Genomic DNA, 26,626 nt, shown 5'->3' with positions numbered 1-26,626 from the left:
GATAACCTCAATGCAACCGCGGCACCGGTCCACCCAGATCGATCAGTTTTTCGCGCAGCCACTGCGCGTCGCTGGCCTCGGGATGGCGCTTCAGATACTGCCCCAGGTCGTGGCGGGCACCGGCCAGGTACTCCAGCTGCAGGTAGGCCAGGCCGCGGTCGCGAAGGGCGTCGTCCTGCTCCGGGGCCAGCTTCAACAGGCGGTCGGCGCTGCGCGCGGCGCGGTCCCACTCGCCGGCTTCGGCATAGACACCGTGCAGGTTGCGCAGCATGCGCATGAGGATCGCGCGTGTCGGGGCCGGGTCGAGGATCTGCGCCAGCACCTGGTCATCGGGCATCTGCCCGCCCAGGTGTGACTTGGCGCGTTCACGCAGCTCGTCCACGTCCAACGGGCGGCCACCATTGAACGGGTCCATCACCAGCACGCCATCGTCCACCGGCAGGCGTACCAGGAAGTGGCCGGGGAAGGACACGCCATCCAGTGGGATGCCCAGCCGGCGCGCGACTTCCATCTGCACCAGCGCCAGCGAGATCGGGTTGCCCAGGCGCCGCTCGAAGACCTGGTTGAGGTAGCTGTTGCGCGGGTCGTAGTACTCGTCGTGGTCGCCGCTGTAGCCCAGCTCGTCGAACAGGTGGCGATTGATCGCCGCCATCTTCAACGGGCTGTTGTCGATGCTTTCCACTTCCGAACGGAGGTGGTCGACATGGCTCTGGATCAGCGCGTCGTAGGTGGACGGCTGCAGATCGGGGTATTCATCGCGCGCGATCAGCAGCGCAGTCGGCAACAAGGGCAGCGCCTCGTCTTCGAGGTCGGCCAGTGCATCCCAATCGGGGAGTGTGATCCGGTCCTGCATGGCCACAGACTGGCGGCAATTGCAGACGGTTTCAAGCAGTGTCGCGTGAAAAATTTCGGGGTCGGATTGCCGGCCAGCGGCCGGCACTACCGTTACTTTTACTTTTCGATGCCCGGGCCGAAGGTCAGCGCGGTGCCGTCCTTCAGCTTGAGCTTCTCGGCCTGGCCGGCGTTGAGCTCCAGCACGTACCGGGCCGGGCCACCGCTGGGATAGGGCGGGCACATGTCGCCGGCCGAGCACGGCGGTACGTTGCGCTGCTGGCTGACCAGCCTGCGCTCGCTGTCGAAGTACAGGATGTCCAGCGCGATCTTGGTGTTCTTCATCCAGTACGCCTGCATTTCCTCGCGGTCGTGGATGAACAGCATGCCGTGGTCGGCCGCCATCTGGTCGCGGAACATCAGCCCGCGTGCGCGGGTTTCATCGTTGGTGGCCAGCTCCACCTGGTAGCGGGCACCATCCAACTCGACCCAATGGCGGGCCGCGTCGGTGGCGCAGCCGGCCAGGGCCAGCAGCGGAAGCATCAGCAGCGAACGCAACAGCGACATCGTCAGGATCCTTCGAAAGGGTCAGAGCACGACCGGCGGCTCGCCGCCGACGATCACCACATCGGCGCGGCGGCGCGCGAACAGGCCGACGCAGACCACGCCCGGCAGCTGGTTGAGCTCGCGCTCCAGCTTTTCCGGGTCGGTGATTTCCAGATTGTGGATGTCCAGGATCTGGTTGCCGTTGTCGGTGACCACGCCTTCGCGCCAGGTCGGCTGGCCGCCGGTCATGTCGCGGATCTGGCGGGCGACCAGGCTGCGCGCCATCGGGATCACTTCCACCGGCAGCGGGAACTTGCCCAGCACCGGCACCTGCTTGCTCGGGTCGATGATGCAGATGAAGCGCTCGCTGGCCTCGGCGATGATCTTCTCGCGGGTCAGCGCGGCGCCGCCACCCTTGATCAGGCACTTGTTGGCGTCGCACTCATCGGCGCCGTCCACATACAGCGACAGGTTGCCGCTGTGGTTCAGCTCGATCACCTCGATGCCGTGCTGCTTCAGGCGCGCGGTGCTCTGCTCGGAGCTGGACACGGCACCCTTGATGCGGTGCTGGATGCGGGCCAGGGCATCGATGAAATAGGCCACGGTGGAACCGGTGCCGACACCGACGATCATACCGTCTTCGACGTACTCGATGGCTTTCTCGGCGGCCAGGCGCTTGGCTTCGGACATGGGAAGAACTCTCAGGCAGGGAATCAGGATTTCTTTTCCAGCGACAGCAGCAGCTTCCACTGCGCAGCGGTCACCGGGAACACCGACAGGCGGTTGCCCTTGGCAACCAGCGGGAAGCCTTCGCCGAGCTCATCGGCGTGCAGCTTGATCTCGTCCAGCGCGATCACCTGCTTGAGCTTGCGGTCGAAGGCCACGTCCACCAGCATCCAGCGCGGGTTTTCGCGCGTGCTCTTGGGGTCGTGGTAGTCGGATGTCGGGTCGAACTGGGTGTCGTCCGGATAGGCCGGGCTGGCCACGGTGGCCAGGCCAACGATGCCGGGCACCTTGGTATTGGAGTGGTAGAACAGGATGCCGTCGCCCACCTGCATGCCATCGCGCATGAAATTGCGCGCCTGGTAGTTGCGCACCCCGTTCCAGGGCTCGACCTTGACCTTGGCCAGATCATCGATGGAGAAGGCGTCCGGTTCGGACTTCATCAGCCAGTAGCGCTTGCGGGCGGTCATGCGTTCACGGGGGCAGCGGAGGGGAACAGGGGGCCGTCTTCGGTGCAGATCGCGTCCACCGGCACGTCCCACGACGCCACCGGCAAGGCCTCGACCTGCTGCACCGCGAACGCAGCACCGACCAGCCAGGGCGGCGCCGGCCGATCGTGGCGGAAGGCGAAGCTGCGATCATACCAGCCGCCCCCCATGCCCAGCCGCCGGCACTGGCTGTCGAAGCCGACCAGCGGGGTCACCACCAGCGCCATCTGCGCCGGTTCCAGGGTGTCTTCCAGCGCCACGTCCGGTTCGGGAATGCCGTAGCGGTTGCTGGTCAGCGGCTGCCCCGGCCGCCACGGTGCGAAGCGCAGCACCTCGCCGGCCAGCACCGGCAGGCAGTAGGTGAGTTGCTCGGGCAGCTGCAGCTGCCAGCGGTGCAGGGCGATCTCGCCATCCAGCGCCCAGTAGCCGGCCACGGCGCCTTCGCGCGGGGCGAACGGCAGGGCGAGCAGGGCGTCGGCAAGCGATTCGGCGGCGGCGATGCGCGCAACGGCGGAAAGGTCGCGGCGGCGTTGCCGCAGGTCGTGGCGCAGGGCCTGGCGCGGGTCGGTCATGGCAGCGTGCGGCAAGGATCAGCCGTCATTGTGCCGGAAAGAACAAGGGCGACGCCCGAAGACGCCGCCCTTGCTGGAATATTGCATTCTCCGCAATGTCGATGCATGCGAAACGACCTTGAACCCGGGGGCTCAAGTGGGAACGCTGGAGAACCATCGGGCTTCCCGCTACAAGGCGGACCTGCACTCCCGGCGCTGTCGCGCTCCCGGTGTCGTTCTTAAGGGACAAGGCGAATGTTTGCACATGCCGTCGAGTACCGCAGAGAACGCGTGGCCATTATAGCCAGCGTGCAGAATCTGGATAGGCCGTTCGTCGGCAACAGTCCGTGCCAATTCAGATATGAGAAGACGCGTTCTGCGCGATTTTCAGGCGCCGCCGTCGATGGCGCGGTCCAGGCGCCGGTTCAGGTCGGCCAGCGTCTGCTGCAGGGCCACGGCCTGGCGGGCGTTTTCGTCGCGCAGCAGCTGCAGCTCGTGGGCCAGGTTCAGCGCGGCCAGCACGGCGACGCGGTCGACGGCGGCCATGCGGTTGCTGCCGCGGATCTCGCGCATGCGCGCATCGAGCAGGCGCGCGGCGGCCATCAGGCTGTCGCGTTCGTCGCCACCGACGCCCACCGTGTATTCACGATCGAGGATGCGGACACTGACCGGTTCGGCGCTCATGTGTGCTGCTCCAGGGATTTGAGCCGGCTGATCATCGCTTCCACCCGCGAGCGTGCCTGCTCGTTCTTGGCCAGCAGCGTCGAACGCTCGGCCACCAGCTGTTCCTGCTGGTGGCGCAGGCTGCGGTTCTCCTCGGCCAGGCGCTGGTTGCGTTCAAGCAACGCCTCCACGCGGGCGGCGAAGTCCTGCAGCTGGGCAAGGGGATCGGCGGGTTCCATGCAGGCACGATAGGCAAGCCGGGTAAGGGCGGTCAAGCGTTGTCGCAGCAAGGCTGGACGGCCACGGAGAGGATGCCGTGGGGTTGCTACACTACGGGGTCTCACGGGCGCGCGCGTGCGCGCTCCGGGTTTCCTTTCCGAACGAGCCGCACGATGACCGAACTTCCCTCCGTCGACGACGTTTCCCACGCCAGCCAGGCGCTGGGCCTGGGCGCCACCGCTGCCGAGCTGCACGGTGCGCTGTGCGGCTGGTTGGCCGCCGGCGGCGCTCCCGGCAACGACTGGCCGGCGCGCGTACTGGCCGACGACAACCTGCCGCCGGTGGCCGCCGGCAGCGTGCTGGAGCAGCTGCTGCAGGCCACCATCAAGCAGCTGGAAGACCGCGATTTCGCCTTCGAGCTGCTGCTGACCGACAGCGACGACGTGTCCGCGCAGGCCGATGCCATGTTCAGCTGGACCCGCTCGTTCCTGGGCGGCTTCGGCCTGGGCAGCGGCGGCCGCCGCCCGACCCTGTCCGAGGAGGGCGAAGAAGCGCTGACCGACATGGCCAGCCTGGCCCGTGCCTCCAGTGAGGATTTCGAGGCCGGTGGCGATGATGATGATGAAGCCCTGTCGGAGATCGAGGAATTCATCCGGGTGGCGGTGCTGCTGCTGCATGGCGACGTGGTGCTGGCCTCGCGCCATCGGCAGCGCCTGAACTGATGGACATCAAGCAGCGCACCGGCATCGCGGCCGGCGAGTACAAGCGTCGCCGTCGCCAGCTGATGGACATGGCCGGCGAAGACGCGATCCTGGTGCTGCCGGCCGCGGCCGAAAAGGTGCGCAGCCTGGATACCCATTACCCGTTCCGCCAGGATTCGGACTTCCAGTACCTCAGTGGCTTCCCGGAGCCGGAAGCGGTGCTGGTGCTGATCCCGGGCCGTCGCCACGGCGAGGCCATCCTGTTCTGCCGCGAGCGCGATGCCGAGCGCGAGGCATGGGATGGCAGCCGTGCCGGGCAGGAAGGAGCGGTGGCGCAGTACGGCATGGACGATGCCTACCCGATCGACGATCTGGACGACATCCTGCCGGGCCTGCTGGAGGGACGCTCGCGCGTCTACTACCACTTCGGCCGCGATGCCGACTTCGACCTGAAACTGATCGGCTGGGTCAACCGCGTGCGTTCGCAGGTGCGCCACGGCGCGCAGCCGCCGCATGAGTTCCTCGAACTGGGCCATCTGCTGCATGAGCAGCGCTTGTTCAAGTCGGGCGCGGAGGTGGCGCTGATGCACCACGCCGCGCAGATCAGCGTGCGTGCGCACCTGGCGGCGATGCGGGCGGCCAGGGCGGGTATCCATGAATACGAACTGCAGGCCGAGCTGGAGCGCGTGTTCCGCGCCAACGATGCCGTGCCGGCGTACTGCAGCATCGTCGGCGCCGGCCGCAACGGGTGCATCCTGCACTACCGCGACAACAATGCGCGTTCGCGCGATGGCGAGCTGGTGCTGATCGATGCCGGTGCCGAGTACCGCGGCTATGCCAGCGACATCACCCGCACCTTCCCGGTGAATGGCCGCTTCAGTGCCGAGCAGCGTGCGCTGCACGATCTGGTCGGCGACGCGCAGGCTGCTGCACTGGCCCAGGCCAGGCCGGGCGTGCCGTACGAGGCCGGCCACCTCGCCGCGGTGCAGACCCTGACCGAGGGCCTGCTGCGGCTGGGCCTGCTGAAGGGCACGCTGGAAAAGAACCTGTCCGAAGGCCTGTACCAGCGCTTCTACCGGCACAAGACCGGGCACTGGATCGGCATGGACGTGCACGACGTGGGCGATTACCGCCTGGCGGGCGACTCGCGCCTGCTGGAGCCGGGCATGGCCTTCACCATCGAGCCGGGGCTGTATGTGGGCGTGGATGACACGACGGTGGAACCGCGCTGGCGTGGCATCGGCATCCGCACCGAGGATGATGTGCTGATCACCGACGACGGCCATCGGGTGCTGACCGAAGGCCTGGCGCGCAGCGCCGACGAGATCGAAGCGGTGATGGCGGGGTAAGGGGGTTCGGCAGGGCTTGCAGCCCTGCACCCGCTACAAGCCAGAGCAACAGCAGGCTGTCCGTGGGATGGCGGGGCACTGTGGGTGTGCGGGGGCGCCGTAAACCCATCCATGGGGGCTTCGTCGCGGCATCCATGCCGCTCACACCCCGCACACCCACAGTACCCCGCCTTCGACAGGTTCACGCGGCGGTGGGTAACGGCGGTAGTTGGGACGTGCGGCTGTTGGTAGGTGTCGACCTGGGTCGACACGGAGCGAGCGCAGCGGGCGACCCGCTTTTGCTTTTCTTTCTTTCTTCCGTGGTTGGACGCACACCGAAACTGTCAGAGGTGGGGCGGGGTGGGTTCGCGGGGGTGTCCGCGGCATGGATGCCGCGGCCAAGCCTCCAGGGATGGATTCACGGCGTCCCCTGCGAACCCACCCCGCCCCGCCAAGCGCGGCTTTTGCTCCAAGCGCCCAACCACGAGGGGCTCAGCCGTTCGCCGCCGCAAACACCGGCCGCGTCAGGTTGTCCGCCTCGCCCTCGGTGCACAGCACTTCGTCTTCGATGCGGATGCCGCCATACGGACGGAAGAAGTCCACGCGCTCCCAGTTGATCGCATCGCCGTGGCCGGCGGCCTTCACTTCGTTCAACAGCATGTCGATGAAGTACAGGCCCGGCTCGATGGTCACCACCATGCCCGGCTCCAGCAGGCGGGTCAGGCGCAGATAGGGGTGGCCGGCCGGGCGTTCGATGCGGCCGCCTTCGTCGCTGGCCGCGAAGCCGGCGACGTCGTGCACCTGCAGGCCGATCAGATGGCCGATGCCGTGCGGGAAGAACGCGGCGCTGACGCCGGTTTCCAGCGCAGTCTGCGGCGAGACCTTGATCACGCCGAAGTCCTTCAGCACGCCCATCAGCGAAAGATGCGCGTCCACGTGCAGCTGCTTGTAGTCGAAGCCCGCACGTACCGCCGCGCACATCTGCTGCTGGGCGGCATCCACGGCCTCGATCATCGCGGCGAATTCGTCATGCCCCTTGGCGGCGTAGGTGCGGGTGATGTCGCTGGCATAGCCGTGCGCGCTGGCGCCAGCATCGATCAGGAAGCTGCGCAGCGGCTGCGGTGCAGTGCGGCCCAGTTCGGTGTAATGCAGCACCGCGGCGTGCTCGTTCAGTGCCACGATGTTGCCGTAGGGCAGTTCGTTGGCATCCTGGCCCACGGCCTGGCAATACGCCATGTGGATGTTGAATTCATCGGCACCGTTGCGGAACGCGACCTCGGCGGCGCGGTGGCCGCGCACGCCCAGCACCTGCGCCTGGCGCATCAGCGCGATTTCATATGGGGTCTTGCTGCCGCGATGCCAGTCGAGATAGTTCACCACCGGCGCCGGGTTGTTCGGCACGAAGGCGCCCAGCGCGCTCTGCGGCTCGCCCAGGATCGCGCAGCGTGCTGGATCGGCCGGCAGCAGGGCCAGCGCCTCTTCGGGCGTGCGGATGATGTGGATGTCGAAGTGCTCCACCCACCAGCCGCTGGGCGCATCCGGCACCACGTGCCAGTAGTCGAAGGGCTGGTGGAAGATCACCGCCGGGCGCTTGCCGGGGGTGAACACGATCCAGCTGTTGGGCACGCGGGTCAGCGGCAACCAGGCCTTGAACTGCGGATTCACCGCATATGGGTAGTCGCGATCGTCGAACACCTGGTAGTGCAGGGTGCCGCTGGGCACCACCAGGTGGTCGAAGCCTCCGCGGGCCAGCGCCTGTTCGGCGCGTCGGCACAGCACGGCCAGGTGGTCGGAATACAGGGCGCCGGGGTCTTGCTGGATCATTGCGGTGGCTCGACACGGGAAACGGTCCTAGATTCTGCCGCATACCGCAGAAAACCGCTGTGCCGGAACCGGCACTCAGGCCGTCGAAACCGGTCCCTCGTCGCAGTCCTCACCCACCCACTGCCGTAGCAGCTGCCGATGTTCGCGCGACAGGGTCAGGAAGCGGAAGCCGGTCCAGCTCTGCCCGGGGGCGTGCGCAGGCTCGCTCCACAGCAGGTGCACGCCCACGTCGATGACTTCCTGGCGGCCGTCGACCATCGGCAGCGGGAAACGCAGCTGATACAACGCGTCCTCGCGCAATGGCGCACTGGCCAGCATCAGCATGCCGGTTTCGGACACGTTGCCAAGGCGACCCACCACGCATTCGCGCATCTGGTCTGTGACCGGCACCAGGTCCGAAACCTGGCGGCGGGGCGCGCGACGGGTGTCCTGTGGCGGTTGGGTGTTCATGCGGACGCCTCCCCGGCGTGGCCGTCGGCCAGTGCACGCAGTGCATCGAGGCTGGCCTGCCAGGCGCGATCGACCAGCCGGCCCTTGTCTTCGGTGACCAGTTGCGCGCGGCCCGCGCTGATCTGCCGGGCCAGCGTATCCAGGTCCGTATCGGCGATCTTCTGCCCGCGCGGATTGACGAACAGGGCATGGCCGGTCAGCAGGCTGTACCAGGACAGGCGCTGGCGGCGCAGCGTGCCATCGCCATTGTCGATGTCGAACCAGCTGCCGAACGGCAGGGCGGACAGTTGCTGGTAAGCGGCTTCCTCGGCAGCGTTGCGCGGGCTGGAGGGGGCCGTGTTGGTGAGGCCCGCGTGCTCTCCCAGCCGTGCGCGCGCCTTCAGGCGTGCACTGAGTTCGGTGCGCGAGGTGCTCTCATCCTCGCCGCCGGGCGTGGCCAGCCTGCGTGCGACCGCAGCGGCTTCCTCGGCGTGGTAGCCCACCTGCACCAGTGCAGCTTCCACATCGGCGGCCAGCGCGGCATCGGTGCCACCGGGGGTGTCCACGGCCTGCGCGGTCACCGCTGCAATGCGCTGGGTCTGCTGCAGGCGTTCCTGCCATTGCGGTGAATCATCGCCGTGGCGCAGGCGGGTGAGGGTGAGAGCATCGGCCCAGGCCTGGCGCAGCAGCGTCTGCACGAAGCGCGGCGGCGCCCGCGTATCGCAGCACTGGTCGATCTGCGCATTGGCCTGGCGCCGGGCGAGTTCCAGGCGCTCCTTGCCGCGCGCGGCTTCAACGTGGCGGCGCTCGGCCAGCTCCGCGCGATGAACCGCCGCACGCTGGTGCTGCTGCACGTCCTCGTTGGCGGTGGCAAAGACGTCCGGCGTGCGTACATCCTGGGCGAGCAGATCCTGCACGCTCTGCGCCATGCGCTGCAGCAGCTGCGGGTCAACGTCATCATCGTCCAGCCAGCTGGCGCCGGTTTCGGCGATCTGGTTGAGCAGCTCGCGGGCGGGATGTTCATCGCGCACGAAGAAGCCCGGGTCCGCCATCGCTGCGCGCGCCAGGGGGACCTGCAGCCGCGCCAGCAGGGCGGCGGGTACCGGGTCGGGGCGTTGCTGCTGCTGCACCTGCTGCATCAGCAGGCGCAGCAGGTCGAGGTTGTCGCGGTCGTGGTTTGCCAGCTGCGCCTGGTCGCCATGTTCGCTGCGAAGCTGGGCGACCACGGCTGTCTGCAGGTCGGCAACCCCGGTAGCGGCGCTGGACTGCGCCTGCAGGCGCGCGAGCACGGCATCCACTGCGGCGCTGGGCACGGCAGCACTGGGCGCCGCCGACGCGGTGGCATGCCGGGCCTGCTGCAGCAGCGTGTGCAGCGCACTGCCAGCGGACGTGGTCAGCCCCGGAACGGCGGGGCCGGTATCACTCACCGCCTCCTGCAGCAGGTTCGACCATGAGCCGGTGGGGGCGGGTCCTGTCCAACCCGTCAACGGCGCCGCGGCGCGCTTGGCCGGCTGCGTGGCGCGGCCACCGCCGACGGTCTGGGTGATGATGCGTCGCGTGCTCGACGAACGCGCCAGGTACGGCGTATAGACCAGGCCCGGCATTACGCCATGCTGGGCCAGCAGGGCATTGGCGCGGTCGAGTACATCGCCCAGGCGCTCCAGTACGTGGCGTTCGAAGCTGCGGTAAAGCGCCAGCTGGACGTCGATGCCGAGGGTGTCCTGCTCGGCCAGCCTGCGCACCATCGCGCACAGGGCCTGCGGAGCCAGGGGCAGCGTGTCGGTGTCGAATGCGGGTGCGGCCGCCAGCACCCCCAGCCGCTGCCCCAGCAGGTTCAGCGTGTTGGTCGAACGCAGGGTTTCGCGTCGCACCATCTCGGTCAGCAGCAGGTCGCGGTCGACGTCGTGTTCGGCGACCAGCGACAGACCCAGCATGCCGGGCAGCGGTGGCGGTGTGGAAATCGTCGGGGGGGCCGCCGCAGGGTCGCGCAGGCGCGTCAGGGCCTCGGCGATGGCATCGAGCATGCGGTCGGGAAAATGACCGGCGAAGGCTTGCAGCTGGCCACGCTGCGCCATCAGGTCCGCCTGCTGCGTGGGATTGCGCGCACGATCAGCGTCGTGCAGCAACGCCTGCTCCAGCGCTTCGACGGTGAGGATCAGGGGAGCGGCCAGCGTCTGCCGGCACAGACCGATCAACGCGCCCAGCAGCTCGCGCACCCGTGGCGGCAGGTCGGTTGTGGCCAGGCGGGCCTTGTCGGCAGCGGTGGGGGAAAAAACAGCTGACATCGGCGAGCGGTACCCGGATTCCCGCGGATCGATCTGGTGAATCTACCGTGTCGGCCGATGTCGGCGCTACTTTAGGCTGAACGTGAACCGCATCCGCCGGGCATGGCCCGGCGCTACCGGACGGGAGAACATGCCCGGCGGATGCAAGGCAGCAGGATCACTCCTCCAGGAACAGGCTCACCACATCGTTGGTGAAGCGGCGGCCCAGTTCGGTCGGGTGTACATGGCCGTCGGCCTCCTGCAGCCAGCCGCGTTGGACAGCCTCGGCGAGGGGCGCGTCCAGCACGCTGCGCGGCAGCCCGGTACGCGATTCGAAATCGCGCAGGCTGAAACCTTCGTGCAGGCGCAGCAGGTTCAGCATGTACTCGAACGGCAGGCGCTCGGCCGCGATCACATCGTCGCCACCGAACGAGGCCGGGGTACCCGCGCTGTCCAGGTAAGCCTGCGGGTGTTTCAGCTTCCAGCGACGCAGCACGTGTTCTTCGGCGCCTGAACTGATCTTGCCGTGGGCACCGGCACCGATGCCCAGGTAATCGCCGAAGCGCCAGTAGTTCAGGTTGTGCGCGCTCTGCCGGCCGGGGCGCGCATAGGCGCTGACTTCGTACTGGTCGAAACCGGCCTGCGCCAGCAGCGCCTGGCAGTGTTCCTGCATGTCCCAGGCGTTGTCTTCATCGGGGATGCCCTGCGGCGGCCGCGCGAAGAACACCGTGTTCGGCTCGAGCGTGAGCTGGTAATGCGAGATGTGCGCCGGCTGCAGCGCGAAGGCGCGCTCCAGATCGGCCTCCGCACCGGCCAGGGTCTGTTCCGGCAGCGCGTACATCAGGTCGATGTTGAAGTTGTCGTAGCCCGCGTCCTGCGCCATCTTCACCGCACGCTCGGCTTCGCCGCTGTCGTGGATGCGGCCCAGGCGCTTGAGCATCGCGTCGTCGAAACTCTGGATGCCGAAGCTGAGGCGGTTCACGCCGGCCGCGCGGTAGCGGTCGAAACGGCCGTGCTCGGCGGTGCCCGGGTTGGTCTCCAGGGTGATCTCGGCATTGGGCGCGAAACGCAGGCGCGCGCTGGCCTGCTGCAGGAAGCGGTCGATGGCGTCCGGCGGGAACAGGCTGGGCGTGCCTCCGCCGAAGAACACGCTGTGCACCACCCGGCCCCAGACCAGCGGCAGGTCCTGGTCCAGGTCGCGCAGCAGGGCATCGATGTAGGCATCGAACGGCAGCTCGCCCTTGGCCTGGTGCGAATTGAAATCGCAGTACGGGCATTTGCGCACGCACCACGGCAGGTGCACATACAGCGACAGCGGTGGCGGCACCAGCCGCGGTGGCGTGTCGTGGTCAGCGGAGCAGGCTTCGCCGGGCAGATGGTTGCAGTGGTCGTGGGCGTGCGGCATGGGCTTCTTCGGTAGTGCCGGGCGCTGGCCGGCTTCCCTGGTTCGATCGGGCAGGGCGTCAGTACAGCGTCGCCAGCTGCTGCTTGAGCTGCTGCAGGGCGAGGGCGCGGTGGCTGATGGCGTTCTTCAGCGCCGGCTCCATTTCCGCGGCGGTCAGGCCGTGGGTGGTGTCCAGGAACAGCGGGTTGTAGCCGAAACCATTCGTGCCGCGCAGCTCGCGGATGATCTGGCCTTCCCAGCGGCCTTCGCAGATCAGCGGCTGTGGGTCGGTGGCGTGGCGCAGCAGCACGATCACCGCATAGAAGCGCGCGCTGCGCTGGCCATCGGGCACTTCGGCCATGGCATCGAGCAGCTTGGCGTTGTTGGCCGCCGCGTTGGTGGGGTGGCCGGCGTAGCGCGCGCTGTACAGGCCCGGCGCGCCGCCAAGGGCATCGACGATCAGGCCCGAATCATCGGCCAGTGCCGGCAGTCCGGTCGCTTCACTGGCCGCGCGCGCCTTCAGCAGCGCGTTCTCGACGAAGGTCAGGCCGGTCTCTTCCACATCACCCAGGCCCAGTTCGGCGGCCGAGGTGATCTGCAGCGGCAGATCGGCGAGGATCTCCTGCATCTCCACCAGCTTGCCGGTGTTGTGGCTGGCCAATACCAGTTTCTTCATTGACGGGGCTCCAGCAGGTCCCAGGTGTTGCCATACAGATCGCGGAACACCGCGACCGTTGCATAGGGTTCTTCGCGCGGCGCTTCCAGGAACTCGACGCCGGCGGCCAGCATCGCCGCGTGGTCGCGGTGGAAATCGTCGGTGTTGAGGAAGAAGGCGACCCGGCCACCGGTCTGGTTGCCGATGCGGCTGCGCTGTTCCTCGTCGCTGGCACGGGCCAGCAGCAGGGCAGCGGCACTGCCGTCGGTCGGACCGACCACCACCCAGCGCTTGTGGCCCTGGTCGATGTTTTCCAGCAGCGTGAAGCCGAGCTTGCCGGTGTACCAGGCGATGGCTTCGTCATAGTCGGCCACCACCAGGGTGGTCAGGGCGATCCGGCGGTTCATGCCGACAGTGCCGCCTGCTGTGCGTCCAGCAGCTCGCGTACGCCCTTTTCGGCCAGGCCCAGCAGCGCGTCCAGCTCGTCGCGACGGAAGGCATGGCCTTCGGCGGTACCCTGCAGCTCGATGAAGCCGCCGCCGTCGTTCATCACCACGTTCATGTCGGTGTCGCAGTCACTGTCTTCGGCGTAGTCCAGGTCCAGCACCGGGGTGCCGCGGTACACGCCCACCGACACGGCGGCCACCGCGCCCAGGATCGGGTTGCGCTTGATGTCGCCCCGCTTCATCAGCACGTTCACCGCATCGACCAGGGCCACGTAGGCACCGGTGATGGCGGCGGTGCGGGTGCCGCCGTCGGCCTGCAGCACATCGCAGTCCAGGGTGATGGTGCGTTCGCCCAGCGCATTGCGGTCCACGCAGGCGCGCAGGCTGCGGCCGATCAGGCGCTGGATCTCCAGCGTACGGCCACCCTGCTTGCCGCGGGCCGCTTCACGGTCGCTGCGGGTGTGGGTGGCGCGCGGCAGCATGCCGTACTCGGCGGTGACCCAGCCCTCGCCCTTGCCGCGCAGGAAGCCCGGCACGCGGTTCTCGACGCTGGCGGTGCACAGCACGCGGGTTTCACCGAAGCACACCAGCACCGAACCTTCGGCGTGGCGGGTGAAGCCGCGTTGGATGACGACCGGGCGGAGCTGGTCGGGCTGGCGGCCGCTGGGGCGGGAATCGGACATGGTGCGGGTTCCGTAATGGCGAGGGAGTACGCCGCCACGCCCGCGGCCTTCACGGGGCGGGCGAGGGGGCTCTGGTGAGGTCGCTAGGGTACCATTCCCCCTTTGCACGCACCGGACACAATCCATGATTCGAAGCATGACCGCCTACGCCGGCGGCGAGCGGGTCACCCCGTGGGGCACGCTGGGCTGCGAGCTGCGCTCGGTCAACCACCGCTTCCTGGAGGTCGGCACCCGCCTGCCCGAGGAACTGCGCGCGCTGGAGCCGCAACTGCGCGAGCGCATTGCCGCGCGCCTCAGCCGCGGCAAGCTGGATCTGGTGATGCGCCTGCGCGCGCCGGAAGCGGCTGCCAACCTGCAGGTGGACGAGGCCCTGCTGGGCCAGCTGGGACGCCTGGCGCACCGGCTGACCTCGGATTTCCCCAACCTGCAGGTCAGCTTCACCGACCTGCTGCAGCTGCCGGGCGTGACCCGTGGCGAGGCCACTGATGCCGCTGCCCTGCAGGTCGAGGCACTGGCCCTGCTGGACCAGGTGCTGGACGGCTTCGTCGAGGCCCGCGAGCGTGAAGGCGGAAAGCTGTCGGCCGCCATCAGCGAGCGCGTGGACGGCATCGAACGCATCGCCAGCGAAGTGCGCACGCTGATTCCGGCCATTCGCGACGGCCAGCGCGCCAAGCTGGCCGCACGCCTGGCCGACCTGCCGCACCCGGTCGACCCCGGCCGCGCCGAGCAGGAACTGGTACTGTGGCTGCAGAAGCTGGACGTGGATGAAGAACTGGACCGTCTTGGCAGCCACATCGTCGAGATCCGCCGCGTGCTCAAGCAGCGTGAGCCGGTCGGCCGTCGCCTGGATTTCCTGCTGCAGGAGTTCAACCGCGAGGCCAATACGCTGGGCTCCAAATCGGTGGACAGCCGCACGTCCAATGCGGCGGTGGAGCTGAAGGTGCTGATCGACCAGATCCGCGAACAGGTGCAGAACATCGAGTGATGTTGCATCCAGCGCTACAGCAGGGGCGCCTTGGGGCGCCCCTGTCGTTTCAGCGCTTCAGCGCACGCTGATGCCCGGCGCTCCTTCGCCCAATCGCCCGACCACGGCCGCCTGGCCGAACCCCGCTTCGTGTAAGCAGGCGAGAACCGCCTCCACCGCTTCCGTGGCACAGGACACCAGCAGGCCGCCGCTGGTCTGCGGGTCGGTCAGCAGTGGTTGCCAGTGTGCTGGCAACCCGTCGGCGAAGCGCACCTCGGCGCCATACGAGGCCCAGTTGCGGTGGGAGGCACCGGTCACGCAGCCGCGCTGCAGCAGTTCCAGCGTCTGTGGCAGCAGCGGCACCTGGGCACTCTCCACTTCGGCGGAAACCCCACTGGCGCGGCACACTTCCAGCAGATGACCGAGCAGGCCGAAGCCGGTGACATCGGTCATCGCGTGCACGCCGTCCAGCGCAGCCAGTGGCACGCCCACGGTGTTAAGTCGGGTGGTCGATTCGAGCATCTGCTGGTAACCGTCGGCATCCAGCACTTCCTTCTTCAGTGCCGACGAATACACGCCTACGCCCAATGGCTTGCCCAGCACCAGCACATCGCCGGCACGGGCATCGGCATTGCGCTTGAGGCGTTGCGGATCGAGCACACCGATCGCGGCCAGGCCGTAGATGGGTTCCACCGAATCGATGCTGTGGCCACCGGCGACCACGATGCCTGCGTCGGCGCAGGCGCGTTCGCCGCCCTGCAGGATGCCGCGGATGGTGTCCTGCGGCAGGGTGTTGATCGGCATGCCGACGATGGCCAGTGCGAACAATGGCCGTGCGCCCATCGCATACAGATCCGACAGCGCGTTGGTGGCGGCGATGCGGCCGAAGTCGAACGGGTCGTCGACGATGGGCATGAAGAAATCGGTGGTGGCGACGATCGCCTGGCGGTCATCAAGGCAGTACACCGCCGCGTCGTCGCTGGTCTCGCGGCCGACCAGCAGCTCGGCCGGCGCGGGAAGTGCTGGAACGCCACGCAGCAGTTCGGTCAGCACGCCCGGCGCGATCTTGCAGCCGCAGCCGCCGCCATGCGCGAGAGACGTCAGTCGTTGCGGAGCGTCGGCCGTCGAAGGGGCGAGGGACTGCGCGTGCGTGGCCATGCCGACATCTCCTGCGGAAACACGAATGGCGGAAGGCAGCAGGAGTCGAACCTACCAGGGAACGATCGACGCCCCCTACTGGGTTTGAAGCCCAGCCGCATGCCCGGATGCGCATGCCTTCCGAAAGTACCGCGGTACCGGTCGACTCAGTCGCGGGCTGGGTTCCACAGCAGGTCGCCACGCGGCCGATGCTGGTCACCGACGCGTCGAGTGTAGCCAACGCGATTGAAGAACTCCAAGATCTGGATGCTGCGCTTGCGGCCCAGGCCGATGGCATCGCGGAATGCGGCCGCATCCACCGTGCCGGTGGCCTGCGACAGCTGCGCGACGATCGCGGCGAGTTCCGAAATGCGCGTGGGTGCATAGAACAGGTCCGGCACCACCTGGAACAGTTCACCGCGTGCAGCGGCCCGGCGCATGACCCCGCGGACCCCATCCTCGGTCAGTCCCAGGTCGGTGGCCAGGGTGCGCACCCATGGCGGATCGAAACCGCCGGCATGCAGCTGCGGCAGCACGCGTTCGAGCAGCAGGCGCTCGCGTTCCGGTGCCGCGTGGTCATGGCCGGGCAGGCGCCACCACGCGCCCACGCGCTGCACGCTGCCGCCGTCCAGAAGATTCTGGAGAAGCGCGTTCCACAGGCCCGTTGCCAGCGCGGGCAGGGTGCTGCGCTGCAGGCGCCCGCTGTCGACACCCGGTTCGTCCGGGCGTCGCTGATGCCAGCCGCGTAGCGAGGTGACTACCTGTTCGCGCAGCACCTGCCAGTGCGCGGCGAGGATGACCACCGTGTCGTCGCGGGTGACGATGCGCTGCGCGCCTGCAGGAAGATCGATCTGCTCGGTGGCGCGCCGACAGTAGCGCTGCAGTGCCGCCAATGGAATTCCGGCAGGCGCCTGCTGAAGCAGCGGGCCAATATCTGCGCTGGTGGCCAGCTGTTCCAGCGCCGCCAACCACGCCAGACGTGCAGGGCTGCGCCGACGCCGCTGGGGCGGGTCCGGATCGAGTACGACACCGCCACCCAGCGTACGGGTTGCTGCCGAATCGCGGGCAATGAAACGATCGCCGCACATCGCGCAGACCGGCGTGTCGAACACCAGCTGCACGAGCTGGCCATTGCCGTGGTCGCGGTCTTCCAGCAGTACCACATGGGCCTGCTGGTGCATCGTGCCCCAGTGGATGTGCAGCGGCGCCCAGTCCCGCAGCGGCGGTGCCAGCGCAGAGAGCCGCAGGCGCACATCAACGCGGGTGGTGGCCAGCAGTGCGCGTGGGTCGGCGATCCAGTCGCCGCGGTGGATGTCGTCGCGGGCGATGGCGGCCAGATTCAACGCGCAGCGTTGCCCGGCCATCGCGTGGTCGCTGGCCTGGTTCTGCGCGTGGATGCTTCGCACGCGTACGTCGGTGGCAGCCGGCATCAGCTGCAGATGCTCGCCAACAGTGGCGGTGCCACCGTGCACTGCGCCAGTCACCAGCGTACCGTGGCCGGCCAGCGAGAACACACGGTCCACCGGCATGCGGAACAGTTCGCCGCGCAGCGTGGCTTGCCGCGCGCCGGCATCGGCTGCGGCCCAGGCATGCAGGTGGGCACGCAGCGCGTTTATGCCGGCATCGTCGGGTGCGGTGCTGTTGCATGCGAACACGGAGGCATCCTGCAGCGGCGTGCCGGCCAGCAGGGCAGCGATCTCGATCTTGACCCGGGCCAGGCGCGCGGCATCCACGCGGTCGATCTTGGTCAGCGCCACCGCGCCGCGGTCCACGCCCAGCAACTGCAGGATCGCCAGATGCTCGCGGGTCTGCGGCATCACGCCGTCGTCGGCAGCGATCACCAGCAGGGCAACATCGATACCGGTCGCACCGGCCACCATCGTATGCACGAAGCGCTCGTGGCCGGGCACGTCAACGAAGCCCAGCGTGGTTGCAGGGCTTTCGCCATCCGCGGCTTCGACCGGCACATAGGCGTATCCCAGCTCGATGGAAATGCCGCGTGTACGCTCTTCCTGCAGCCGATCGGTTTCGATGCCGGTCAGCGCGCGCACCAGGCGGGTCTTGCCATGGTCGATATGCCCGGCGGTGCCGACGATCATGCCCGCAGCGTGCTCCACTGGTCGACGAAGCGCGCTTCGTCGTCGGCTTCCAGGCAGCGCAGGTCCAGCCACAACGCATCATCGGCGATGCGCCCCAGCACCGGCTGTGGCAGCTGGCGCAGGCGCTTGGCCAGGCTATCCAGGCCACCACGGCGCGCAGTTGTGATGTGCAGCCCGGCACTGGCCAACTGCGCCTGGGGTTGCGCACCGCTGCCGATCTGGCTGTGCATCACTGCGCATTCGACTGTGTAGTCCACGGGCAGCCCGGTGCGCACCGGCTGCAACAGGCGCTGGGCCTGTGCGGATACATCTCCCTGCGTACGGGACAGGGTGCGCAGCGTTGGCAGCCGTTGTGCCAACAGCTCCGGTTCGCGGTACAGGGCCAGCACGGCTTCCAGTGCGGCCAGGCCCATCTTGTCCATGCGCAGCGCACGCTTCAGCGGATTGCGGTTGATCCGCGCAATCAGGTCGGCGCGGCCGGCGATGACGCCGGCCTGCGGCCCTCCCAGCAGCTTGTCGCCACTGAACGACACGAGGTCGGCGCCAGCGGCCAGCGCTTCCTGCACGGTGGGCTCGCGCGGCAGGCCGAAGGCCGCCAGATCGCACAGGCTGCCACTGCCCAGGTCCACCACCAGCGGCAGACCGTGCTCGTGCGCGATCGCAGCCATCGCCGCAGTGTCGACCTTGGCAGTGAAGCCGGTGATCGCGTAGTTGCTGGCATGCACTTCCATCAGCAGTGCGGTGCGGGTGCCGATGGCGTCTGCGAAGTCAGCCGGGTGGGTGCGATTGGTGGTGCCCACTTCCCGCAGACGCGCGCCGGCGCTGCGAATCACGTCCGGGATGCGGAAGGCACCGCCGATCTCCACCAGTTCGCCACGCGACACCACCACCTCGCGACGGTTGGCCAGGCTGTTGAGCAGCAGCAGGACCGCCGCGGCATTGTTGTTGACCACGGTGGCGGCTTCGGCCCCGGTCAGCTCGCAGACCAGCGCCTGCACCCGCGCATCGCGGTCGCCACGGCGGCCCCGGCTGAGGTCGAATTCCAGATCGACCGGCGCGGTCATCACGCGGGTCACCGCCCGTAGCGCGGCCTCGGGCAACAGGGCGCGCCCGAGGTTGGTGTGCAGCACCGTGCCGGTGAGGTTGAACACCGGCTGCAGGTCCAGACACGCGTCGGCGGCAAGCCGGGCATCGAGCGCGGCGACCAGCGCCGGGCCGTCGATGGCCTGTTGGAGCTGCTCGGCCGAGAGCTGCGCGGTGCTGATACGTTCGCGCAGCGCCTGCAGGTGTGCGCGCAGCAACCGGGCGACGCGGCTGTGGCCATGGCCATCAATCAAGGCCGACAACGCAGGCAGGCGCAGCAGCCGGTCCAGCGAGGGCAGGGCAGCGGCCGATGCAGCGGTGGGAGGCGTGCGTGTCATCGCCCTACTCGCCGTCGGATTGCCACAGCAACGGATTCTGGCTGGCGCGCGCATAGCCTTCCTCGCCCAGCAACAGGTCCAGTGCCAGTGTGCCAAGGTCATCGGCCACCGGCTCCAGTGACGGGTCTTTTTCCAGATACAGGATCTTGCGATAGCTATGGCAGTGGTCGCAGGTCTCGGCACGCACCGCGCTCTCACGCACGGCCTCGCCGGCGTCGCCATCCACATCGGCCAGCGCGCGGTAGGCGATGTCCTTGCCGGCGGCGCCACACTGGCTGCACTGCACGCGCACGAAGTGCCACTGGCACGCGCACAGCGCGCACGACAGGTATCGGTAGGAGGCATACGGTGCGCGCGCCTGCACTACACTGGCCACCGGCAGCGTGCCGCACAACGGGCACAGCCCCGGTGCGTCGGCCAAGGGTTTCAGATCGGTGGCGCGGAAGCTGGCCGCGAGTACGGCCCAGTACACCTGCAGCGTGTTCATCACCAGCAGCGCAGCCACCGGGTCCACCGACGGCGCGTCATCGCGCTCCAGCACGGCATGGGCCTGCGCATCCAGCCAGGCATCGTCGCCAGCGGCAACGCGCAGCAGTTCCTGCCGCGTTTCCACCGGCAGCCCGGCTTCATCAGCGCAGTGCTGGCACAGCGTGCGCAGCCATCCACGCCAGCGCTCATCAAGATGAAGCGTGTTGGCCGGTCGCAACGGCATGCCGGCACCGGCCGCCGCACTCGACTGCTGTGCACGCGCCTGCGCCTGCAGTTCTTCGCGCTGCTGCGGCGTCAGTTCCTCGAGCACAGCCTGCTGCGCATCGGCCAACGCCGCCAGCAGCTGCAGGTAACCGCTGATGGCACTGCGCGCCGCCAGGCTGCGCAGGCGTGCGGCGCGTTCGGCGAACAGGGATGCCGCATCGGGGAGGATGATGCGCGGAACATCGCGCGAGGCGAGCGTCTCGATTTCACCGGGTTCAAGGATGCGTTGCGCCATGCAGGGCCAGCCGGAAGAACCAGGCTCCATCCTCGCCGTTGTCGGCGCTGGCGTCCAGCGTGTTCGAGGCAGAGCAGTCGAGCATGGTTCGACTCTACAAAAGTCGGTTTCGGTCGTTCCCGTGTTCATCGTGTCGACCAAGGTCGACACCCACCAACAGCGGCAGGAAGCCCGCGTTTGACGTTGACGTTGATTCTGCGGGTGCAGGGCCGCAGGCCCTGCAGCTACCCCTCTTCCCGCCGCCCGCGCAGGATGTCGCGGAACCACTGCCGGTGGTGCTTGTACGCCCACCCATAGGTCACCTTGCCCTGGGTCATCGCCCGCACTGACCCCTTGATCCAGAGCGCCGCATAGATGTGCACCACGATCGCGCAGATCAGCACCCAGCCGAACAGCGCATGGGCAAGCACCGAGAAGCGGATCACCCCGATCGGGAAGAAGTGGCTGAAGTACTGCCGCCAGATCACAAAGCCGGTCAGCAGCAGCGCCGAAAGGCAGCCGATGATCGCCCAGAACAGCAGCTTCTGGCCGGCATTGAAACGGCCCACCGGTGGCAGCCGCTCGTCCTCGTTGCGCAGCACGTCACGCATGCCGCGCATCCACGCGCGGTCATCGGCCGTCGGCAGATTGTCGCGCCACATGCGGAAGGCCAGCAACGCAAAGCCCACCACCATGGCCAGGCCTACGAACGGGTGCAGGATGCGCGTCCATGGCCCGCCACCGAACAGTTGGGTCAGCGGGAACAGGGCGGGGTGGAACAACGCCAGCCCGGACAAGGCCGTCAGCACGAAGCAGATCGCCACGATCCAGTGGTTGATGCGGGTCGGCGCACGGTAGCGGATGATCTGTCGCGGGTGCGGTGCGTACTTCATGGCCGCTGCTCCTCTTCGATCTTCTTCGCCTCGTGCTCGGCTTCCTCTTCTTCCTCGTCATTCACCGTATTGCGGCCGATGCCGATGTAATGCAGGAACCCCGCGAAGGCGGTGGCGGCGATCGCCAGCACGCCCAGCGGCTTGGCCACGCCCTTCCAGACTTCCACCATCGGGCTGATCCGCGGGTCCTTGGGCAGGTCGGCGTACAGCTCGGGCTTGTCCACATGCTGCAGCACGTACATCACGTGGGTGCCACCCACGCCCTGCGGGTCGTACAGCCCGGCATTCTCGTAGCCGCGTGATTTCAGGTCTTCCACGCGGCCGGCGGCATGTTCGGTCATCGCCTGCTTGCTGCCGAAGGTGATCGCGCCGGTCGGGCAGGTCTTCACGCAGGCCGGCTCCTGGCCCACCGCCACCCGGTCCGAACACAGCGTGCATTTGTAGGCCTTGTGGTCCTTCTTGGAGATGCGCGGCACGTCGAACGGGCAGCCGGTGACGCAGTAGCCACAGCCGATGCAGTTCTCCTCCTGGAAGTCGACGATGCCGTTGGCGTACTGGATGATCGCGCCGGGCGACGGGCAGGCCTTCAGGCAGCCCGGGTCGCTGCAGTGCATGCAGCCTTCCTTGCGGATCAGCCACTCCAGCTTGCCCTTCTCGTCCTCGTACTCGCGGAACTTCATCACCGTCCACGACTGGTCGCTCAGGTCCGGTGGATTGTCGTAGCTGCCGACGCAGCTGCCGACCTCGTCGCGCAGGTCGTTCCACTCCATGCACGCGACCTGGCAGGCCTTGCAGCCGATGCATTTGCTCACGTCGATGAGCTTGGCGACCTGTCCGGTGTGGGCGCTGCGCGCCTGTGGCGAGGGCGTGGTGGTGGCCGAGCGGCGGATGATGTCCAGCGATTGCAGTGACATGGCGTGTCTCCTACACCTTCTCGACCTTGACCAGGATGCACTTCGATTCGGGCGTCTGCGAGTTGCCATCACCGATGGCGTTGGTCAGCGTATTGGCGATATAGCCGGGCTTGGCTGCACCGAGGAAGCCCCAGTGGATCGGAATGCCCACCTGGTGCACGGTCTTGCCATCGATCTGCAGGGCCTTGATGCGCTTGGTCACCATCGCAACGGCTTCAATATGACCGCGCTTGGAACTCACGCGCACGCGGCTGCCGTTGTTGATGCCCAGCTCGTCGGCCAGTGCGGCGCCGATCTCGACGAACTGCTCGGGCTGGATGATGGCGTTGAGCTTGCCGTGCTTGGTCCAGAAGTGGAAATGCTCGGTCAGGCGGTAGGTGGTGGCCACATGCGGGAACTCGTCCGGCGACCCGATCTGCGCACGGTCGCTGGCGAACACGCGGGCGGCCGGGTTGTTCAGTGTCTGGGCCTGGCCGGGGCTGAGCGGATTGCTGCGCAGCGGGGTGTCGAACGGCTCGTAGTGCTCCGGGAACGGGCCTTCGGCCATGCCGGCCTTGGCGAAGAAGCGGGCGATGCCTTCCGGGTTCATGATGAACGGGCCCATGCCACCGGCCGGGTCTTCGTCGGCCTTGAAGTCCGGTACGTCCACGCTGCCCCAGTTCTTGCCGTTCCAGGCCAGCAACGTGCGCCGCGGATCGAACGGTTGCCCAGCCACGTCGCACGAGGCGCGGTTGTACATCACGCGGCGGTTGGCTGGCCACGCCCAGGCCCAGCCCAGCGTATTGCCGATGCCGGTCGGGTCGCTGTTGTCACGCCGCGCCATCATGTTGCCGGTCGGGCCCCAGGCGCCGATGTAGATCCAGCAGCCGGAGGAGGTGCTGCCGTCGTCGCGCAGGTCGCCGAACGCGGCCAGCTGCTCGCCGGCTTTGCGGACCAGCCTGGTCGGGTCCTTCGGATCGAACACATCCACCAGCGCCTTGCCGTTGTATTCCATCGCCAGTTCTTCCGGCGTTGGTGCCTCGGGGTTGGAATACTTCCAGGCCAGGTCGCGCACCGGGTCCCACCACGCACCGCCGTCCTTCTCGTACATCGCTTTGATGCGGTGGAACAGCTCGGACATGATCTCGATGTCGCTGCGCGCTTCGCCCGGCGGATTGGCACCCTTCCAGTGCCACTGCAGCCAGCGCGAGGAATTCACCACCGCGCCGTTCTCCTCGGCGAAGGAAGTGGTCGGCAGACGGAACACCTCGGTCCGGATCGCGCTGGGATCAACATCATTCAACGCACCGTGGTTCTGCCAGAACGCGATGGTCTCGGTTTCCAGCGGGTCCATGCTGACCATGAACTTCAGCTTGGAGAACGCGCTGATCAGCTTGCCCTTGTTCGGTGCCGAGGCCAGTGGGTTGAAGCCCTGGCAGATGTAGCCGTGGATCTTGCCTTCGTTCATCAGCTCGTACGCCTGCAGCATGTCGTACGGCTTGTCGAGCTTGGGCAGGTAATCGAAACACCAGTTGTTGTCGGCAGTGGCGGCGTCGCCCCACCACGATTTCATCAGACTGACGTGGAACTTCGGGTAGTTCTGCCAGAACGACATCTGGTTGGCGCGAAGCGGCTTCTGCGTGCGTTTTGCGATGTAGGCGTGGTAGTCCTGCTCGTCCTGTTTCGGCAGCGTGAGGTAGCCGGGCAGCAGGTCGGACATCAGGCCGATGTCGGTCAGGCCCTGGATGTTGGAATGCCCGCGCAGTGCGTTCATGCCGCCACCGGCCACGCCGATGTTGCCCAGCAGCAGCTGCACCATGGTGCCGGCACGCACGTTCTGCGCGCCGATCGAGTGCTGCGTCCAGCCCAGCGCGTACAGGATGGTCATCGCCTTGTCCTTGCCGGCGGTGGACGCGATCATGTCCCAGATCTGGCGGATGCTGTCGGCCGGCGTACCGCAGATGCGCTCGACCATTCCCACGGTGTAGCGCGCGTAGTGCTGCTTGAGCAGGGTGTAGACGCAGCGCGGGTCCTGCAGCGTCGGGTCGCTGCGGACGAAACCGTCATCGCCGTACACGTAGTCCCAGCTGGAGCGGTCGTAGCTGCGCTTCTCGGCGTTGTAGCCCGAATACAGGCCGTCCTTGAAGGCGAATTCGTCCTTCACCAGGAACGACATGTCGGTGTAGTTCAGCACGTACTCGTGCTGGATGCGGTCCTCGGTCAACAGGTAGTTGATCAGGCCGCCCAGGAACACGATGTCGGTGCCGGTGCGGATCGGCGCGTACACGTCGGCCACCGCAGCCGAGCGGTTGAACCGCGGATCGACCACGATCAGCCGGGCCTTGTTGTGTGCCTTGGCTTCGGTCACCCATTTGAACCCGCACGGGTGCGCCTCGGCGGCATTGCCACCCATGATCAGGATCAGGTCGGCATTCTTGATGTCGACCCAGTGATTCGTCATCGCACCACGGCCTAGCGTCGGGGCAAGACCTGCCACCGTCGGGCCGTGTCAGACACGTGCCTGGTTGTCGAATGCCAACATGCCAAGGGAGCGGACGACCTTGTGGGTCAGCACCGCGGTTTCATTGCTGGTGGCCGAGGCCGCCAGCATGCCGGTGGTCAGCCAGCGGTTGACCGTCTGCCCGGCTTCGTTCTTCTGCACGAAGTTGGCGTCGCGGTCTTCCTTCATCAGCCGCGCGATGCGGTCCAGCGCATCGTCCCAGCTCAGCCGCTTCCATTCGTTCGAGCCCGGCGCGCGGTACTCGGGGTAGAGCAGCCGCGACTTGCTGTGGATGATGTCGGCCAGGCCGGCCCCCTTCGGGCACAGCGTGCCGCGGTTCACCGGATGGTCCGGGTCGCCTTCGATATGGAAGATGCTGGGCTCGGCGTTCTTGGCACCATCGCCGAGGCTGTACATCAGGATGCCGCAGGCCACCGAACAGTAGGTACAGGTGTTGCGGGTCTCGGTCGCGCGGGTCAGCTTGTATTGCCGGACCTCCGCGAGCGCGATGCCGGGCGCGAAGCCCATCAAAGCCAGGCTGGAGCCCACCAGGGTTGTCCCGGTGACCTTCAGGAACTGGCGGCGACTCATCGAGGGCATGCCGTTCTCCTTGGATGGCGGGGCGGCACGCAGACCACCCGGCTGTCGGTAGGTACGGCCCGGTTATAGCACAGGCCCCCGGATGCCCATGTGGCACAAGGGCCGGCGCCCGCAGGACGGGCGCGCAAAGGGGCCGCTCTGGTAAAGTTGCGTGCCCGCACCCCGGGGAAGCGTCTGCCGGGCCTGGTTCCAGGATGTTCCGCGCAGCCCCCGCCATCCTGGCGCGATCCTCCGCGCCGGATCTGGAACACCGAGGAAAAATTTTGCGAAATCAACCCGTTGGATCCCCCGCATGAGCGCCCCGTCGAAGCCGTCGGACGCCGTTGCGCGCGGCACGCTGTACATCGTTGCCGCCCCTTCAGGCGCCGGCAAGAGCAGCATCGTCAACGCCACCCTGGCGCGTGATCCGCAGATCGCCCTGTCGATCTCCTTCACCTCGCGCGCGATGCGTCCGGGTGAAGTGAACGGGCAGCACTACCATTTCGTCTCTGCGGAGAAGTTCGAGGAAATGATCGCCGACGGCGACTTCTTCGAGCATGCCTGGGTGCACGGCGACTGGAAGGGCACCGCCCGGCAGTCGGTGGAGCCGCAGCTGGCCGCCGGCCAGGACGTGCTGCTGGAAATCGACTGGCAGGGCGCCCAGCAGGTGCGCCAGCTGGTGCCGGGCACGGTCACCGTGTTCATCCTGCCGCCGTCCAAGCAGGCCCTGCAGGACCGCATGCGCAAGCGCGGCCAGGACAGCGAGGCGGTCATCGCCCAGCGCCTGGGCGCGGCCCGCGATGAAATGCTGCACTTCAACGAGTTCGACTACGTCATCGTCAACGAGGTGTTCGACACTGCCGTGGACGAGCTGTGCGCCATCTTCACCGCCAGCCGCCTGCGCCGGGAGGCCCAGAAGGTCCGCCATGCCGGCCTGATCCAGGCCCTGTTGACCCCCGATCCGGGCGCAACTGACTGATTCCAAAAGAATCGGGTGGGGGTTGGCTTGATTTTGTCCAGCCCCTGCCAGTACACTCCGTCCCCTTTCCCTCATTCGACTGAGCGGCCGACCGGTCGCCGGGAGCCCGTATGGCCCGCATCACCGTAGAAGATTGCCTGGAAGTCGTTAACAACCGTTTCGAACTGGTCATGATGGCGTCCAAGCGTGCCCGCCAGCTCGCCAACGGCGTGCAGGCCACGCTGGACAACAGCGAGACCGAGGACAAGCCGACTGTGCTGGCGCTGCGCGAAATCGCCGCCCGCAAGATCGACAACGCGCTGATCGACGAAGTCGAGAAGGCCGAGCGTGAGCGCGCCGAGCGCGAAGCGCTGGAGTGGGCTGCCGCGGAAGTGGTCGCCGACGAAGACATGTCCAAGAACGACGATTGATCGCATCGATCAACGTAATCGTTGGATGTGCCGAACAGCCCGCCCCGTG

26 protein-coding genes, 1 tRNA gene and 1 other RNA gene are annotated in these 26,626 nt (G+C 67.5%); 5 read left to right on the top strand and 23 right to left on the bottom strand.

Annotated features, from left to right (window positions below; all coding sequences use genetic code 11):
• Positions 1-7: 7 nt before the first annotated feature.
• The 8 genes from QP512_RS16570 to QP512_RS16535 form a co-directional block, all read right to left on the bottom strand.
• Positions 8-853 (bottom strand): SirB1 family protein, encoded by an 846-nt coding sequence (locus QP512_RS16570; protein ID WP_286069743.1) that lies wholly within the window; start codon positions 851-853, stop codon positions 8-10.
• Positions 854-951: 98 nt separating this feature from the next.
• Positions 952-1,398 (bottom strand): DUF192 domain-containing protein, encoded by a 447-nt coding sequence (locus tag QP512_RS16565; RefSeq protein ID WP_286069741.1) that lies wholly within the window; start codon positions 1,396-1,398, stop codon positions 952-954.
• Between the two features lie 21 nt (positions 1,399-1,419).
• Positions 1,420-2,067, bottom strand: coding sequence for a ribose-5-phosphate isomerase RpiA (gene rpiA, locus QP512_RS16560; protein WP_286069740.1), 648 nt, complete (start codon positions 2,065-2,067; stop codon positions 1,420-1,422).
• A gap of 23 nt (positions 2,068-2,090) precedes the next feature.
• Entirely contained in the window at positions 2,091-2,570 is a 480-nt protein-coding gene (locus tag QP512_RS16555) for an EVE domain-containing protein (protein ID WP_099588704.1), read from the bottom strand.
• Positions 2,567-3,160: a 5-formyltetrahydrofolate cyclo-ligase gene (locus tag QP512_RS16550; RefSeq protein WP_286069739.1), complete on the bottom strand. Its 594-nt coding sequence runs from the start codon at positions 3,158-3,160 to the stop codon at positions 2,567-2,569. Before QP512_RS16550 ends, QP512_RS16555 begins: the two co-directional genes overlap by 4 nt.
• An 83-nt stretch (positions 3,161-3,243) precedes the next feature.
• A non-coding RNA gene (ssrS, locus tag QP512_RS16545) (6S RNA) lies at positions 3,244-3,429 on the bottom strand.
• A 97-nt stretch (positions 3,430-3,526) separates the two neighbouring features.
• Positions 3,527-3,823 carry a cell division protein ZapA gene (locus QP512_RS16540; RefSeq protein ID WP_006467013.1) on the bottom strand — a complete coding sequence of 99 codons (297 nt, stop codon included), beginning with the start codon at positions 3,821-3,823 and terminating at the stop codon, positions 3,527-3,529.
• Entirely contained in the window at positions 3,820-4,041 is a 222-nt protein-coding gene (locus tag QP512_RS16535; RefSeq protein WP_005410898.1) for a TIGR02449 family protein, read from the bottom strand. The genes QP512_RS16540 and QP512_RS16535 overlap by 4 nt, the downstream gene beginning before the upstream one ends.
• Before the next feature lie 153 nt (positions 4,042-4,194).
• Here QP512_RS16535 and QP512_RS16530 point away from each other — a divergent pair, with 153 nt between their 5' ends.
• Together QP512_RS16530 and QP512_RS16525 are read left to right on the top strand one after the other, a co-directional pair.
• Positions 4,195-4,743, top strand: coding sequence for a YecA family protein (locus QP512_RS16530; RefSeq protein ID WP_286069734.1), 549 nt, complete (start codon positions 4,195-4,197; stop codon positions 4,741-4,743).
• Between the two features lie 5 nt (positions 4,744-4,748).
• Positions 4,749-6,071: an aminopeptidase P N-terminal domain-containing protein gene (locus QP512_RS16525; protein ID WP_286072058.1), complete on the top strand. Its 1,323-nt coding sequence runs from the start codon at positions 4,749-4,751 to the stop codon at positions 6,069-6,071.
• 471 nt (positions 6,072-6,542) lie between these two features.
• On the opposite strand, the gene pepQ is transcribed toward QP512_RS16525, so the two are convergent.
• The 7 genes from pepQ to rph form a co-directional block, all read right to left on the bottom strand.
• Positions 6,543-7,874 carry a Xaa-Pro dipeptidase gene (gene pepQ / locus QP512_RS16520; protein ID WP_286069733.1) on the bottom strand — a complete coding sequence of 444 codons (1,332 nt, stop codon included), beginning with the start codon at positions 7,872-7,874 and terminating at the stop codon, positions 6,543-6,545.
• 75 nt (positions 7,875-7,949) lie between these two features.
• On the bottom strand, positions 7,950-8,324 hold the full coding sequence (locus QP512_RS16515) for a PilZ domain-containing protein (RefSeq protein WP_286069731.1): 375 nt from the start codon (positions 8,322-8,324) through the stop codon (positions 7,950-7,952).
• Positions 8,321-10,588 (bottom strand): DUF1631 family protein, encoded by a 2,268-nt coding sequence (locus QP512_RS16510; protein ID WP_286069730.1) that lies wholly within the window; start codon positions 10,586-10,588, stop codon positions 8,321-8,323. Before QP512_RS16510 ends, QP512_RS16515 begins: the two co-directional genes overlap by 4 nt.
• 157 nt (positions 10,589-10,745) lie before the next feature.
• A complete protein-coding gene (hemW, locus tag QP512_RS16505; protein WP_286069728.1) occupies positions 10,746-11,972 on the bottom strand; it encodes a radical SAM family heme chaperone HemW in 1,227 nt (408 codons plus the stop codon).
• A gap of 58 nt (positions 11,973-12,030) precedes the next feature.
• A complete protein-coding gene (gene rdgB, locus QP512_RS16500) occupies positions 12,031-12,627 on the bottom strand; it encodes an RdgB/HAM1 family non-canonical purine NTP pyrophosphatase (RefSeq protein ID WP_286069727.1) in 597 nt (198 codons plus the stop codon).
• Entirely contained in the window at positions 12,624-13,013 is a 390-nt protein-coding gene (locus QP512_RS16495; protein ID WP_286069725.1) for a VOC family protein, read from the bottom strand. Before QP512_RS16495 ends, rdgB begins: the two co-directional genes overlap by 4 nt.
• Positions 13,010-13,735 (bottom strand): ribonuclease PH, encoded by a 726-nt coding sequence (gene rph / locus QP512_RS16490; RefSeq protein WP_012512000.1) that lies wholly within the window; start codon positions 13,733-13,735, stop codon positions 13,010-13,012. The genes QP512_RS16495 and rph overlap by 4 nt, the downstream gene beginning before the upstream one ends.
• A gap of 124 nt (positions 13,736-13,859) precedes the next feature.
• Here rph and QP512_RS16485 point away from each other — a divergent pair, with 124 nt between their 5' ends.
• A complete protein-coding gene (locus tag QP512_RS16485; protein ID WP_071306604.1) occupies positions 13,860-14,720 on the top strand; it encodes a YicC/YloC family endoribonuclease in 861 nt (286 codons plus the stop codon).
• A 57-nt stretch (positions 14,721-14,777) separates the two neighbouring features.
• Here QP512_RS16485 and selD read toward each other — a convergent pair whose 3' ends face one another.
• The 8 genes from selD to fdnG form a co-directional block, all read right to left on the bottom strand.
• Positions 14,778-15,857 carry a selenide, water dikinase SelD gene (gene selD, locus QP512_RS16480; RefSeq protein ID WP_286069722.1) on the bottom strand — a complete coding sequence of 360 codons (1,080 nt, stop codon included), beginning with the start codon at positions 15,855-15,857 and terminating at the stop codon, positions 14,778-14,780.
• A gap of 26 nt (positions 15,858-15,883) precedes the next feature.
• A tRNA-Sec gene (locus tag QP512_RS16475) sits at positions 15,884-15,979 on the bottom strand.
• A gap of 24 nt (positions 15,980-16,003) precedes the next feature.
• A complete protein-coding gene (gene selB / locus QP512_RS16470) occupies positions 16,004-17,935 on the bottom strand; it encodes a selenocysteine-specific translation elongation factor (RefSeq protein ID WP_286069721.1) in 1,932 nt (643 codons plus the stop codon).
• Complete coding sequence (selA, locus tag QP512_RS16465) at positions 17,932-19,356, bottom strand: L-seryl-tRNA(Sec) selenium transferase (protein WP_286069719.1); 1,425 nt, start codon at positions 19,354-19,356, stop codon at positions 17,932-17,934. Before selA ends, selB begins: the two co-directional genes overlap by 4 nt.
• A 4-nt stretch (positions 19,357-19,360) precedes the next feature.
• Positions 19,361-20,344 carry a formate dehydrogenase accessory protein FdhE gene (fdhE, locus tag QP512_RS16460; RefSeq protein WP_286069718.1) on the bottom strand — a complete coding sequence of 328 codons (984 nt, stop codon included), beginning with the start codon at positions 20,342-20,344 and terminating at the stop codon, positions 19,361-19,363.
• Positions 20,345-20,568: 224 nt separating this feature from the next.
• Positions 20,569-21,216: a formate dehydrogenase subunit gamma gene (locus QP512_RS16455; protein WP_286069716.1), complete on the bottom strand. Its 648-nt coding sequence runs from the start codon at positions 21,214-21,216 to the stop codon at positions 20,569-20,571.
• Positions 21,213-22,130, bottom strand: a complete 918-nt coding sequence (gene fdxH / locus QP512_RS16450; RefSeq protein ID WP_197633721.1) for a formate dehydrogenase subunit beta — start codon at positions 22,128-22,130, stop codon at positions 21,213-21,215. Before fdxH ends, QP512_RS16455 begins: the two co-directional genes overlap by 4 nt.
• A 10-nt stretch (positions 22,131-22,140) precedes the next feature.
• Positions 22,141-25,209: a formate dehydrogenase-N subunit alpha gene (gene fdnG, locus QP512_RS16445; RefSeq protein ID WP_286069714.1), complete on the bottom strand. Its 3,069-nt coding sequence runs from the start codon at positions 25,207-25,209 to the stop codon at positions 22,141-22,143.
• Positions 25,210-25,501: 292 nt separating this feature from the next.
• On the opposite strand from fdnG, the gene gmk reads away from it, so the two are divergent.
• Together gmk and rpoZ are read left to right on the top strand one after the other, a co-directional pair.
• Entirely contained in the window at positions 25,502-26,167 is a 666-nt protein-coding gene (gmk, locus tag QP512_RS16440; RefSeq protein ID WP_111111360.1) for a guanylate kinase, read from the top strand.
• A gap of 110 nt (positions 26,168-26,277) precedes the next feature.
• Entirely contained in the window at positions 26,278-26,577 is a 300-nt protein-coding gene (gene rpoZ, locus QP512_RS16435) for a DNA-directed RNA polymerase subunit omega (protein WP_005410877.1), read from the top strand.
• The last annotated feature ends 49 nt before the right edge of the window (positions 26,578-26,626 follow it).

The sequence above is a fragment of the Stenotrophomonas sp. 57 genome, assembly GCF_030291075.1.
Classification (GTDB): Bacteria; Pseudomonadota; Gammaproteobacteria; order Xanthomonadales; family Xanthomonadaceae; genus Stenotrophomonas.
The sequence above is the reverse complement of the archived record's forward strand: the minus strand, read 5'-3'. Positions and strand labels throughout refer to the sequence as shown.

Excerpts from the sequence above, each read along its gene's own strand:
- fdxH (WP_197633721.1), bottom strand. The coding sequence starts at position 22,130 with ATGTCACTGCAATCGCTGGACATCATCCGCCGCTCGGCCACCACCACG.
- rph (WP_012512000.1), bottom strand. The coding sequence starts at position 13,735 with ATGTCCGATTCCCGCCCCAGCGGCCGCCAGCCCGACCAGCTCCGCCCG.
- QP512_RS16455 (WP_286069716.1), bottom strand. The coding sequence starts at position 21,216 with ATGAAGTACGCACCGCACCCGCGACAGATCATCCGCTACCGTGCGCCG.
- rdgB (WP_286069727.1), bottom strand. The coding sequence starts at position 12,627 with ATGAAGAAACTGGTATTGGCCAGCCACAACACCGGCAAGCTGGTGGAG.
- QP512_RS16530 (WP_286069734.1), top strand. The coding sequence starts at position 4,195 with ATGACCGAACTTCCCTCCGTCGACGACGTTTCCCACGCCAGCCAGGCG.
- selA (WP_286069719.1), bottom strand. The coding sequence starts at position 19,356 with ATGACACGCACGCCTCCCACCGCTGCATCGGCCGCTGCCCTGCCCTCG.
- QP512_RS16535 (WP_005410898.1), bottom strand. The coding sequence starts at position 4,041 with ATGGAACCCGCCGATCCCCTTGCCCAGCTGCAGGACTTCGCCGCCCGC.
- QP512_RS16515 (WP_286069731.1), bottom strand. The coding sequence starts at position 8,324 with ATGAACACCCAACCGCCACAGGACACCCGTCGCGCGCCCCGCCGCCAG.
- QP512_RS16485 (WP_071306604.1), top strand. The coding sequence starts at position 13,860 with ATGATTCGAAGCATGACCGCCTACGCCGGCGGCGAGCGGGTCACCCCG.
- hemW (WP_286069728.1), bottom strand. The coding sequence starts at position 11,972 with ATGCCGCACGCCCACGACCACTGCAACCATCTGCCCGGCGAAGCCTGC.
- gmk (WP_111111360.1), top strand. The coding sequence starts at position 25,502 with ATGAGCGCCCCGTCGAAGCCGTCGGACGCCGTTGCGCGCGGCACGCTG.
- QP512_RS16540 (WP_006467013.1), bottom strand. The coding sequence starts at position 3,823 with ATGAGCGCCGAACCGGTCAGTGTCCGCATCCTCGATCGTGAATACACG.
- QP512_RS16555 (WP_099588704.1), bottom strand. The coding sequence starts at position 2,570 with ATGACCGCCCGCAAGCGCTACTGGCTGATGAAGTCCGAACCGGACGCC.
- QP512_RS16495 (WP_286069725.1), bottom strand. The coding sequence starts at position 13,013 with ATGAACCGCCGGATCGCCCTGACCACCCTGGTGGTGGCCGACTATGAC.
- selD (WP_286069722.1), bottom strand. The coding sequence starts at position 15,857 with ATGGCCACGCACGCGCAGTCCCTCGCCCCTTCGACGGCCGACGCTCCG.
- QP512_RS16565 (WP_286069741.1), bottom strand. The coding sequence starts at position 1,398 with ATGTCGCTGTTGCGTTCGCTGCTGATGCTTCCGCTGCTGGCCCTGGCC.
- QP512_RS16570 (WP_286069743.1), bottom strand. The coding sequence starts at position 853 with ATGCAGGACCGGATCACACTCCCCGATTGGGATGCACTGGCCGACCTC.
- rpoZ (WP_005410877.1), top strand. The coding sequence starts at position 26,278 with ATGGCCCGCATCACCGTAGAAGATTGCCTGGAAGTCGTTAACAACCGT.
- rpiA (WP_286069740.1), bottom strand. The coding sequence starts at position 2,067 with ATGTCCGAAGCCAAGCGCCTGGCCGCCGAGAAAGCCATCGAGTACGTC.
- QP512_RS16510 (WP_286069730.1), bottom strand. The coding sequence starts at position 10,588 with ATGTCAGCTGTTTTTTCCCCCACCGCTGCCGACAAGGCCCGCCTGGCC.
- QP512_RS16550 (WP_286069739.1), bottom strand. The coding sequence starts at position 3,160 with ATGACCGACCCGCGCCAGGCCCTGCGCCACGACCTGCGGCAACGCCGC.
- selB (WP_286069721.1), bottom strand. The coding sequence starts at position 17,935 with ATGATCGTCGGCACCGCCGGGCATATCGACCATGGCAAGACCCGCCTG.
- fdhE (WP_286069718.1), bottom strand. The coding sequence starts at position 20,344 with ATGGCGCAACGCATCCTTGAACCCGGTGAAATCGAGACGCTCGCCTCG.
- pepQ (WP_286069733.1), bottom strand. The coding sequence starts at position 7,874 with ATGATCCAGCAAGACCCCGGCGCCCTGTATTCCGACCACCTGGCCGTG.